We start from the raw sequence: 9,507 nt of genomic DNA on the forward strand, positions 1-9,507 counted from the left end.
CCCTTGCCGGCCGGGGCGCGACGCACGTAAAAGGGCTGCCGGATCGAGAAAGGAAATCACCATGCGCCCGTCCCGCCGCGCCGTCGACGAGATGCGCGCCGTCAGCTTCGAGCGCGGCGTGCTGCGTCATGCCGAGGGGTCCTGCCTCGTCAAGTTCGGCGATACCCATGTGCTTGTCACCGCCACGCTGGAGGAGCGCCTGCCGCCCTGGCTGAAGGGGCAGGGCCGCGGCTGGGTGACCGCCGAATACGGCATGCTGCCGCGCGCCACCCATGAGCGCACCCGCCGCGAGGTCACCGCCGGCAAGCCCTCCGGCCGCACCCAGGAGATCCAGCGCCTGATCGGCCGCTCGCTGCGCGCGGTGGTCGACCTCGAGAAGATGGGGGAGCGCCAGATCACCGTCGACTGCGACGTCATCCAGGCGGACGGCGGCACCCGCACCGCCTCCGTCACCGGCGCCTGGATCGCGCTGCACGATTGCCTCGCCTGGATGAAGGCGCGCGGCATGTTCTCGGCAATGCCGCTGCGCGACCACGTGGCGGCGGTCTCCTGCGGCATCGTCAAGGGCGAGCCCCGGCTCGATCTCGACTATGCCGAGGATTCGGACGCGGACGCGGACGTCAATTTCGTCATGACCGGCACCGGCGGCCTCGTCGAGGTGCAGGGCACTGCGGAGAAGACGCCGTTCTCCGAGGACGAGTTCGCGGCGCTGATGGATCTCGCCCGCAAGGGCATCACCCGCCTCGTCGACCTGCAGAAGCTGGCGGTGGCGTGATGGAGTCCGATCTCCGCCCGCACCGCCGGCTCGACGGCAGGGTGGTCATCGCCACCCACAATGCCGGCAAGCTGGAGGAGATGGCCTTCCTGCTGCAGCCCTATGGCGTCGAGGCGACCTCCGCCGGCGAGCTCGGCCTGCCCGAGCCGGACGAGACCGGCCTCACCTTCGCCGAGAACGCCCGCATCAAGGCGCGCTCGGCCGCCGAGCTGACCGGCCTGCCGGCCTTCGCCGACGATTCGGGGCTCTGCGTCGAGGCGCTCGGTGGCGCGCCAGGGCTGCTCACCGCCCGCTGGGCGGGGCCGGAGAAGGACTTCGCCATGGCCATGGCCAAGGTGGAGGAGGGCCTGCGCGAGGCCGACGCCACCGAGCCGGCGCAGCGCAAGGCGAGCTTCGTCTCGGCGCTCTGCATCGCCTGGCCGGACGGGCACACCGAGGATTTCGAGGGCGTGGTCGAGGGCACGCTGGTCTGGCCGCCGCGCGGACCGGCCGGCTTCGGCTACGACCCGATGTTCCTGCCGGACGGTCACAGCCGCACCTTCGGCGAGATGTCGGGCGTCGAGAAGCACGGGCTGCCGCCGGCGGGCCGCGGCCTGTCGCACCGCGCGCGCGCCTTCATCGCGCTGGCGGAAGCCTGCCTCGGCGCGAAGTTCGACTGAGGCCGGCATGGGGCTCATGACGCTGGAGCGCACCGACATCGCCCCCCCGATCCCGGCCGATCCCGGCTTCGGCGTCTATGTCCATTGGCCGTTCTGCCTGGCGAAGTGCCCCTATTGCGACTTCAACAGCCATGTGCGGCATGCCCCGCCCGACCAGGAGCGCTTCGTCAAGGCGTTCCGCGCCGAGATCGCCCATTTCCGCGCCCGCAACGGCCAGCGCCGCACCCAGAGCGTCTTCTTCGGCGGCGGCACGCCCTCGCTGATGGAGCCCGCCACGGTGGGCGCCATCCTCGAGGCCATCGACGCGGCCTGGCCGCTGGACGCGCGCGCCGAGGTGACGCTGGAAGCCAACCCGACCAGCGTGGAAGCCGGACGCTTTGCCGGCTATCGGGCGGCCGGCGTCAACCGTGTCTCGCTGGGCGTGCAGGCGCTGGACGACACCGCGCTGAAGGGGCTGGGACGCATGCACAGCGCCTCGGAGGCGCTGGCGGCGGTGGAGGTGGCGCGCCGGGCGTTCGAGCGCGTCTCCTTCGACCTGATCTATGCCCGCCCCGGCCAGACCCCGGAACAATGGGCCGCCGAGCTCGCCCGCGCGATTCGCGAGGGCTGCGAGCACCTCTCGCTCTACCAGCTCACCATCGAGGACGGCACCCCCTTCGCCGCGCTGCATCGCGCGGGCAAGCTGGTGCTGCCCGAGGGCGAGCTCGCCCGCGCGCTGTGGGACGCGACGCAGGAGACCACGGCCGCGGCTGGTTTGCCGGCTTATGAAATCTCTAACCACGCCCGTCCCGGCGCCGAGAGCCGGCATAATCTGGTCTATTGGCGCTATGGCGAATATGCCGGCATCGGGCCGGGCGCGCATGGCCGCCTCGACACGCCCGAGGGCCGCGTCGCCACCGCCATCGAGCGTGGCCCGGAAGCCTGGCTGGAACGGGTCGAGGCCGAGGGACACGGCACGGTGGACGAGGAAGCCCTCTCGCGCATGGAGCAGGCTGACGAGTACCTGCTGATGGGGCTGCGCCTCAAGGAAGGCATCGACCGCCACCGCTTCGCGCGTCTTTCCGGCCGCGATTTCGAGCCGGCCCGGCTCACCGTGCTGATCGCCGAGGGCATGGTCGAGGAACTCCCCGACGGCCGCATCCGCGTCACCCCGCAGGGCTTCCCGGTGCTGGACGCGATCGTGGCGGATCTGGCGGCGTAGGCGGGGATCGGGAAACTAGATCGTCAGTGTATCGTCCACTTGATTCGATACTTGTGCCTCAAAGGCGAGCAATAATCCGTCGCTTCATTGCAGGATCGTTTGGATTGTAACCAGTTCTCGGACCTCGAAATTTTTGCCCGAATGAAGTAGCGCGAAACATCCGATCGAGCCGAAAAAGTTTCCATTCAGATGGTTCGCCTGAAGCTGAGGCGCCGCTGATCTGGTATGCTCGCAATAATATATTGCCATCAGCGCTATGGCCCAAGCAATGCGGCTCGATCAACCGTGCTCCAGGCTCATATCCAATGTCCAAGATTTCCTTATTACGAATAGCCTCGACGATAGTGGACAGCATTGTGTGCCCCGTTGATCAGCGAATCCTACATTCCGAAAAGACGGTGCAACTAAGCGGCACGCGAGTCAATATGTCGCAGTGGGGTCCTTGCCGACCACTAAATGTAGCGGGTTAACCCCCTACAGCGCCGCGCCGCCGAAGCTCCGCGGCGCCGGGTCGACGATCTGGGCGCCGCCGGGGCCGACCTGCATCACCGCGAGGCCGCGTTCGTTGGTGCCGTCGGCGCGGAAGCGGAACACGCCGTCGATGCCGTTGAAGCCCGACGGGCTGAGCAGGGAATTGTCGTTGATGCCCATCGGCCCGCGCGTGCGCACGATCGCCGCCATCAGCGACACCGCGTCATGGGCGAGCGTCGCGGTGCGCACGGGGTCCGCGCCGAAGCGGGCGCGGTAGCGCTCGACGAAGGCCCGCCAGCCGGCGGGATCGGGCGCCGCATAAAGCCCGCCCGCGAGGGCCGCATCGGCGAAGATGCGCGAATCGTCCCACAGGCCGGTGCCGAGCAATTGCAGCCGCTTCACGTCGACGCCCGCTCCGCTGAGCTGCTGGGCGATCTGCCCGGGCGAATCCGGGATGAACAGCGCGTCCGCCTGGCCGGCCGAGCCCGCGAACCGGCGCGCCACCTCGGCGATGTTGGCGCCGCCGGTAGCGAAGCGCTCCATGGCGATGACGCGCCCGCCCGCCGCCGGCACCGCCTCCTGAAACGCCGCCTCGACGACGGAGCCGTAGGCGTTCTCGGGCAGCATCGCCGCGAATCCCCGCCGGCCGCGCGCGCTGGCATAGCGCACCACGCGGTCGACATCGTTCTGCGGCAGGAAGCTGAGCAGGAAGACGCCGCGCGTCGCGACGTTGGTATCGGTGGAGAAGCCGACGAGCGGCACGCCGCGCGCCCGGCTCACCTGCCCCGCGGCGGCCACGGCATGGGCGAAGAGCGGGCCGATGATCGCCCGCGCGCCCTCGTCGATCGCCGCCTGCGCGGCGGCCTGCGCGCCCTGGGCGGTGCCCTTGTCGTCCTTCACCAGGATCTGGATGTCGGCGCCGGCGAAGTCGGTCAGCGCCATCTCGGCCGCATTGCGCAGTGATTTCGCCGCGATGGCGGCATTTCCGCTGGCCCCGAGCGGCAGGATCAGCCCGATCCGCACGCTGCCCGTGCCGATGGCGTCGGCAGGCGCGGCCGGCATCTCCGGCGCCACCGGCGGCGGCAGGGCCGCGACGGGGCCGGGATCGATCGCCGTGCCGCCACAGGCGGAGAGGAAGGCACAGCCGCCGCCGAGCAGGAGGGCGCGACGGCTCAGCATCCGCGCGTGGCGAGCGGTCGGCGGGGCAGGTGGCAGGGGCATCGCCTCTCCGCAGCAGGATCCATCCCGTCATCTAGAGCAGGAATCGACAAAATTGAAATCGTTTTGAGCGTGCGCGGCAGAGGGTGATCCTCGATCGAGGCCCGATGCCGTGCCCCGGCACCGCCCGGCATTCCGTCGCCGCGGGAACCGCTCTGGAACCGTTCCCGTTCGGATGGAACATCCCGAACGATCAGGACGTGCCCTCGATCCAGACAGCTGGCGCCATTCCTCGTCGATCAGATGAAGCCATCGGATCGGGAAATGCTCTAGAATGCCGCCATGCACAGTCCCGACCGCCCCCGGCAGTTCCGGCTCGCCGGCCAGATCATTTCCGCCCCCCGCCTTGCGCCCGGCCTCCATGTCGTGGCGACGCCCATCGGCAATCTCGGCGACATCACGCTGCGGGCGCTCGAAACGCTGGCGGGGGCCGACCTGATCGCCTGCGAGGACACCCGCGTCAGTCGTCGGCTGATGGAGCGCTACGGCATCGAGACGCCGCTCGTCGCCTATCACGATCACAATGCCGAGGCGGTGCGCCCGCGCCTGCTCGCCCGGCTGGCGGACGGCGGTACGGTGGCGCTGATCTCGGACGCCGGCACGCCGCTGGTGTCCGATCCCGGCTACAAGCTGGTCGAGGCGGCGATCGGCGCCGGGCATCCGGTGGTGCCGCTGCCGGGCGCCTCCGCGAGCCTCGCCGCGCTGGTGGCGGCCGGCCTGCCGACCGACCGCTTCTTCTTCGAGGGCTTCCTGCCGCCGAAGCAGGGCGCCCGCCGTACCCGCCTCGGCGAACTGGCCGCCATCCCGGCGACGCTGGTGATCTATGAAAGCGGGCCCCGCCTGCCGGACAGCCTCGCCGATCTCGCCGCCGTGCTGGGCCCGCGCCCGGCCGCGGTCTGCCGCGAACTCACCAAGACTTTCGAGGAAGTGCGCCGCGCCCCGCTCGACGCCCTCGTCGCCCATTACGCCGAAGCCGGCGCGCCGAAGGGAGAGATCGTCGTCGTCATCGGGCCGCCGCTGAAACGCGCGGCGAGCGACGAGGATGTCGAGACGGCGCTGCGCGCGGCGCTGGAGACGCTCTCGGTGAAGGATGCGGCGAGCGCCGTCGCCGCCGCGACCGGCCGGCCGAAGCGCGACATCTATGCCCGCGCGCTGGTCCTCGCCCGCGCCGGTCATGGCTGAGTCGCCCGCCCCCGCCCGCACCGCCGCCTTCGCGCGCGGGCTCGCGGCGGAGGCCGCCGCCGCCACGCTGCTGGAACGGCAGGGCTTCACCGTGCTGGCCCGGCGCGTGCGTACGCCGCGCGGCGAAATCGACCTGATCGCCCGGCGTGCGGGGCTGGTCGTCTTCGTCGAGGTGAAGGCGCGGGCCCGCATCGACTACGCCGCCGAATCGATCGGCGCCCGCCAGCGCCGGCGCATCGCCGGGGCGGCGGAGATCTGGCTCGCCGCCCATCCCGAGCTGGCCGGCCTCGACCTGCGCTTCGACGTGGTGCTGGCCGCACCGGGGCGGGCGCCTCAGCACCTGCCGGGCGCCTTCGAGGCCGATTAGGGCTCAGACCAGCCCGAGCGCCGCCGGTGCCTCCGGCCGCTTCAGTTCGATCTCGACGAAGGCGATCGGGTGCGGCGAGGCGTTCATCACGTCGTGCTCGATGCCGGCGGGACGGCGATAGGCCTCGCCCCGCGCGAGCGGCACCTCGGTGACCGCGCCGCCATTGTCGACGCGCAGCGTGCCGGCCTCCAGCATGATGATGAAATAGGGCCAGCCATGGCTGTGCCAGCCGGTCACCGCCCCCGGGGCGAAATCCCAGCGGGTGATGCGGACCACCTCGTCGTCGAGCTGAAGCGTCGGGACGGCGGGAATGTCGCAGGTGAAGGCCATGGGCGGGCGGGCTCCGGTTCGATCCCCCGGAGGTTAGAAGCACGGACCGCGGAGCGGAAGCCCGCGGCGGAGCGCGGCGCGGGTGCCGGATGACGCGGCGGCCGCGACGGGGCGCGTGCCGCCCGCTCTGCGCCCATCCGACACGGCAGACCTGCGCCTTTCGCGCGAGCGCGCGACGTTTTCCCGCCGACGGGGCGATTCCGCCGCGCCGCGAACGGCACTACAGTCGTCGCCCTGCCCGCGCCGCCCCATCCTCCCGAGTGCCCTGCCATGACCCTCTCCGTCGCCGTCCAGATGGACCCGATCGACCGCATCAACATCGCCGGCGATTCGACCTTCGCCCTGTTGCTGGAAGCGCAGGCGCGCGGGCATTCGCTCGCCTATTACACGGTCGACCGCATGGCGCTGCGCGACGGCGAGCTGTTCGCGGCGGTGCAGCCGCTGGAGGTGCGCGACGTGAAGGGCGATCATTTCGCCCTCGCCGAGCCCCGGCGGGTGCGGCTCGACAGCTTCGACGTGATCCTGATGCGGCAGGATCCGCCCTTCGACATGCAGTACGTCACCGCGACGCACCTGCTCGAGCGCATCCACCCGAAGACGCTGGTGGTGAACGATCCCGCCCATGTGCGCAACGCGCCGGAGAAGATCTTCGTCACCGAGTTCCCCGACCTGATGCCGCCGACGCTGATCACCCGCGACCTCGCGGAGATCAAGGCGTTCCGCGACGAGTTCGGCGACATCGTGGTCAAGCCGCTCTACGGCAATGGCGGCGCGGCGGTGTTCCGCCTGACCCGCGACGACCTCAATTTCGGCTCGCTCTACGATTTCTTCGCGACCACCTTCCGCGAGCAATGGGTGGTGCAGCGCTTCATCCCCGAGGTGAAGCACGGCGACAAGCGCATCATCCTCATCGACGGCGAGTTCGCCGGTGCGGTGAACCGGGTGCCGAGCGAGGGCGACCTGCGCTCCAACATGGTGCGGGGAGGGGCGGCGAAGGAAACCGAGCTGTCCCCGCGCGAGCGCGAGATCTGCGAGCGGCTCGGCCCGGCGCTCCGCGCCCGCGGGCTTCTCTTCACCGGCATCGACGTGATCGACGGCAACCTCACCGAGATCAACGTCACCTCGCCCACCGGCATAAGGGCGATCAGCCGGCTCGGCGGGCCGGACATCGCGGCGCGGCTGTGGGACGTGATCGAGGCGAAGCGGCGCTGAGCACCCGACGCCGACATGAAAAAGGGCCGGCGCGAGGCCGGCCCTTCGACAGCATGTTCGTCTGCGTCAATGCACGCTGAGCGTGGTCAGCTCGCTCTCCATCGCGCTGGCGATCGCCGCCTCGCGGCTGTCGGTCAGCATGATCGGCGTGCCGTCGGCGGCGTGCAGCGTGTAGAGCTGCAGCCCGGGCGCGATGTGCGGAGCCTGGGGGAACAGCGCCGGCACATCCTCGGACTGGATGGCGCGCACATAGGCGATGGTGCCGCCGCCGAGACGCGCGAACGCTTCGGGCGACAGGTCGTGCGGGGCGGGGCGTCCGGCGATGCCGGTCGCGGCTTCGATATCATTGGTCATGGTCAGCGACTCCTCTCATCAGCGGTCGAGACCGGTTTCGTGCTTCCTCGCGGCTCGGCGGTCGCAATAGCGATACGCCTGACGAGCCGCTCCGGTTCCGGTCGAACGAGATCGACCGACAAAAGGCCGTCCTTGAGTTCGGCGCCCAGCACCTCGATTCCGTCGGCCAGCACGAAGGTGCGCTGGAACTGGCGGGCGGCGATGCCGCGATGGATATAGGTGCGACCGGCGTCCTCGGCCTGGCGGCCCCGGATGACGAGCTCCTTCTCCTCCAGCGTCACATCGAGCTGGTCGCTGGAAAAACCGGCGACGGCCAGGATGATGCGCAGCCGGTCCGGCCGGCCCTCGACGATGATCCGCTCGATATTGTAGGGCGGGTAGCCGTCCGAACCCTTGACGATGCGGTCAAGCGCCCGTTCGACGTCGTCGAAGCCGAGCAGCAGGGGGCTCGACAGCGAGGGGATACGCGACATGGTCCCAAAGTCCTCGTTAAGCGACTTTGCTTGCCGGGACCCGAAAGGCGTCCCGGTCGACCAGATATGGGACAGCGCCGGGGTTCCCGCAAGGCAGGTGCCGGCGGGGACGCCGGCGCGCCGATCACGAAACGGCGGGGACGCTCACGCGGCGTGGCGCTCGGCGTTGGCGCCGAAATGGCCGATATAGCGTGGGCTGATCCGCTCCACCGGCAGCACGATCAGCACGTCGGTGGTGCCGAACTGGTGGTCGATCACCGCCCCTTCGCCGATCTGCGCGCCGAGCCGCAGATAGCCCTTGATCAGCGGCGGCAGGCTGGACAGCGCCGCGCGCTGCTCGATCGCCTCTTTCGGCAGGGCGTTCATCGCCTGCGCCCGCACCGGCAGCGCCGCGGCGTGCCATTCGGCGTCCGGCGGGGCGAAATGGTGCAGGAAGCCGAGCGGCTGGGCGAGCGCGGCCGGATCGGTGCCCTCGAGGCTGGCGCAGCCGAACAGCACGTCGACCCGATGGCGCAGCACATAGGCCCAGATGCCGTGCCAGAGCAGCTCGACCGTGCGCTTGTTGCGGTAGGAGGCGAGCACGCAGGAGCGCCCCAGCTCCAGGAATCGCCGGCCCGGATGGCGCGCCAGCAGCGGGGCGATGTCGAATTCGCCCGCCGTGTAGAATCCGGTATGGCGCTCGGCCACCTCCTGACGCAGCAGGCGGTAGGTGCCGACCACCTTCGGCCCGCGCCCGAGCCGGGCGCGCCGGGCGTCGTGATCCAGCACGAGCAGGTGGTCGCAGATCGCGTCGAAGGCGTCGATGTCGCGCCGCACCAGCCGCATGGCGGTATCGGGCAGCGCCGACATCTCCTCGTAGAACACCTTGTAGCGCAGCCGCTGCACCCGCCGCACATCCTTGGCGCTGCGTGCCAGCCGCACTTCGAGGCTCCCGATCCGGCCCAGGCTTTCGGGCCCCTCGGTCCAGCGGGCGTCGCGGTGGCGATGGCCGGAATAGACCCGCAGCGCCGGCATCAGCCGCGCCGGGCTGAACCGCGCCGGCTCGCCCGCACGCAGCAGCGGCGCGAACATCTGCCGCAACCCCGCCGGCATGCCCCGCGGGGCCGCCGCGCTGGTCGGCGGCGCGAGGAGGCCGGGGTCGTCGAACCCGGTCGGCGACTCGCTCACCCGCGGATACGGCATGGTTGAAACCTCGGCTGCTTGATTCCGGTCACGTCACCACGTTTTTCAGACGCGCATGTGACATGGCGCCGATGACGCATGGT

12 protein-coding genes are annotated in these 9,507 nt (G+C 70.4%); 6 read left to right on the forward strand and 6 right to left on the reverse strand.

Translation table 11 applies throughout. The features are described 5' to 3' along the window. Nucleotides 1-61: 61 nt before the first annotated feature. From rph to hemW, 3 genes are read left to right on the forward strand one after another with little or no spacing between them, the layout of a single operon-like run. Nucleotides 62-775: a ribonuclease PH gene (gene rph / locus ACEUEL_RS21535; protein WP_405710130.1), complete on the forward strand. Its 714-nt coding sequence runs from the start codon at nt 62-64 to the stop codon at nt 773-775. Beyond that, nucleotides 775-1,434 carry an RdgB/HAM1 family non-canonical purine NTP pyrophosphatase gene (gene rdgB / locus ACEUEL_RS21540; RefSeq protein ID WP_405710133.1) on the forward strand — a complete coding sequence of 220 codons (660 nt, stop codon included), beginning with the start codon at nt 775-777 and terminating at the stop codon, nt 1,432-1,434. Before rph ends, rdgB begins: the two co-directional genes overlap by 1 nt. 7 nt (nt 1,435-1,441) lie before the next feature. Continuing rightward, nucleotides 1,442-2,635, forward strand: a complete 1,194-nt coding sequence (gene hemW / locus ACEUEL_RS21545; protein WP_405710136.1) for a radical SAM family heme chaperone HemW — start codon at nt 1,442-1,444, stop codon at nt 2,633-2,635. Between the two features lie 58 nt (nt 2,636-2,693). Here hemW and ACEUEL_RS21550 read toward each other — a convergent pair whose 3' ends face one another. Both ACEUEL_RS21550 and ACEUEL_RS21555 read right to left on the reverse strand, forming a co-directional pair. Then, nucleotides 2,694-2,990, reverse strand: a complete 297-nt coding sequence (locus tag ACEUEL_RS21550; protein WP_405710139.1) for a WYL domain-containing protein — start codon at nt 2,988-2,990, stop codon at nt 2,694-2,696. A gap of 119 nt (nt 2,991-3,109) precedes the next feature. Next, the gene (locus ACEUEL_RS21555) at nt 3,110-4,327 is read right to left on the reverse strand and encodes a penicillin-binding protein activator (protein WP_405710142.1); all 1,218 of its coding nucleotides are present in this window, start codon (nt 4,325-4,327) and stop codon (nt 3,110-3,112) included. Nucleotides 4,328-4,606: 279 nt separating this feature from the next. Here ACEUEL_RS21555 and rsmI point away from each other — a divergent pair, with 279 nt between their 5' ends. Next, the gene (rsmI, locus tag ACEUEL_RS21560) at nt 4,607-5,506 is read left to right on the forward strand and encodes a 16S rRNA (cytidine(1402)-2'-O)-methyltransferase (protein WP_405710145.1); all 900 of its coding nucleotides are present in this window, start codon (nt 4,607-4,609) and stop codon (nt 5,504-5,506) included. After that, nucleotides 5,499-5,873 (forward strand): YraN family protein, encoded by a 375-nt coding sequence (locus ACEUEL_RS21565; protein ID WP_405710148.1) that lies wholly within the window; start codon nt 5,499-5,501, stop codon nt 5,871-5,873. The genes rsmI and ACEUEL_RS21565 overlap by 8 nt, the downstream gene beginning before the upstream one ends. A 3-nt stretch (nt 5,874-5,876) precedes the next feature. On the opposite strand, the gene ACEUEL_RS21570 is transcribed toward ACEUEL_RS21565, so the two are convergent. Beyond that, nucleotides 5,877-6,203 carry a cupin domain-containing protein gene (locus ACEUEL_RS21570; RefSeq protein ID WP_405710151.1) on the reverse strand — a complete coding sequence of 109 codons (327 nt, stop codon included), beginning with the start codon at nt 6,201-6,203 and terminating at the stop codon, nt 5,877-5,879. A 270-nt stretch (nt 6,204-6,473) separates the two neighbouring features. On the opposite strand from ACEUEL_RS21570, the gene gshB reads away from it, so the two are divergent. Beyond that, the gene (gene gshB / locus ACEUEL_RS21575; RefSeq protein WP_405710154.1) at nt 6,474-7,415 is read left to right on the forward strand and encodes a glutathione synthase; all 942 of its coding nucleotides are present in this window, start codon (nt 6,474-6,476) and stop codon (nt 7,413-7,415) included. Nucleotides 7,416-7,481: 66 nt separating this feature from the next. Here the strand turns inward: gshB and ACEUEL_RS21580 are convergent, their stop codons facing one another. The 3 genes from ACEUEL_RS21580 to ACEUEL_RS21590 all read right to left on the reverse strand — a co-directional run bounded on the left by ACEUEL_RS21580 (nt 7,482) and on the right by ACEUEL_RS21590 (nt 9,424). Continuing rightward, nucleotides 7,482-7,769: a BQ00720 family protein gene (locus ACEUEL_RS21580; RefSeq protein ID WP_405710157.1), complete on the reverse strand. Its 288-nt coding sequence runs from the start codon at nt 7,767-7,769 to the stop codon at nt 7,482-7,484. Between the two features lie 2 nt (nt 7,770-7,771). Then, the gene (locus tag ACEUEL_RS21585) at nt 7,772-8,242 is read right to left on the reverse strand and encodes an Hsp20 family protein (RefSeq protein WP_405710160.1); all 471 of its coding nucleotides are present in this window, start codon (nt 8,240-8,242) and stop codon (nt 7,772-7,774) included. Nucleotides 8,243-8,386: 144 nt separating this feature from the next. Then, nucleotides 8,387-9,424 carry a GNAT family N-acetyltransferase gene (locus ACEUEL_RS21590; RefSeq protein WP_405710163.1) on the reverse strand — a complete coding sequence of 346 codons (1,038 nt, stop codon included), beginning with the start codon at nt 9,422-9,424 and terminating at the stop codon, nt 8,387-8,389. Nucleotides 9,425-9,507: the final 83 nt, after the last annotated feature.

Origin of the sequence: Ancylobacter terrae, from assembly GCF_045108345.1 — a bacterium.
GTDB lineage: Bacteria > Pseudomonadota > Alphaproteobacteria > Rhizobiales > Xanthobacteraceae > Ancylobacter.

Excerpts from the sequence above, each read along its gene's own strand:
- rph (WP_405710130.1), top strand. The coding sequence starts at position 62 with ATGCGCCCGTCCCGCCGCGCCGTCGACGAGATGCGCGCCGTCAGCTTC.
- rdgB (WP_405710133.1), top strand. The coding sequence starts at position 775 with ATGGAGTCCGATCTCCGCCCGCACCGCCGGCTCGACGGCAGGGTGGTC.
- hemW (WP_405710136.1), top strand. The coding sequence starts at position 1,442 with ATGGGGCTCATGACGCTGGAGCGCACCGACATCGCCCCCCCGATCCCG.
- ACEUEL_RS21550 (WP_405710139.1), bottom strand. The coding sequence starts at position 2,990 with ATGCTGTCCACTATCGTCGAGGCTATTCGTAATAAGGAAATCTTGGAC.
- ACEUEL_RS21555 (WP_405710142.1), bottom strand. The coding sequence starts at position 4,327 with ATGCCCCTGCCACCTGCCCCGCCGACCGCTCGCCACGCGCGGATGCTG.
- rsmI (WP_405710145.1), top strand. The coding sequence starts at position 4,607 with ATGCACAGTCCCGACCGCCCCCGGCAGTTCCGGCTCGCCGGCCAGATC.
- ACEUEL_RS21565 (WP_405710148.1), top strand. The coding sequence starts at position 5,499 with ATGGCTGAGTCGCCCGCCCCCGCCCGCACCGCCGCCTTCGCGCGCGGG.
- ACEUEL_RS21570 (WP_405710151.1), bottom strand. The coding sequence starts at position 6,203 with ATGGCCTTCACCTGCGACATTCCCGCCGTCCCGACGCTTCAGCTCGAC.
- gshB (WP_405710154.1), top strand. The coding sequence starts at position 6,474 with ATGACCCTCTCCGTCGCCGTCCAGATGGACCCGATCGACCGCATCAAC.
- ACEUEL_RS21580 (WP_405710157.1), bottom strand. The coding sequence starts at position 7,769 with ATGACCAATGATATCGAAGCCGCGACCGGCATCGCCGGACGCCCCGCC.
- ACEUEL_RS21585 (WP_405710160.1), bottom strand. The coding sequence starts at position 8,242 with ATGTCGCGTATCCCCTCGCTGTCGAGCCCCCTGCTGCTCGGCTTCGAC.
- ACEUEL_RS21590 (WP_405710163.1), bottom strand. The coding sequence starts at position 9,424 with ATGCCGTATCCGCGGGTGAGCGAGTCGCCGACCGGGTTCGACGACCCC.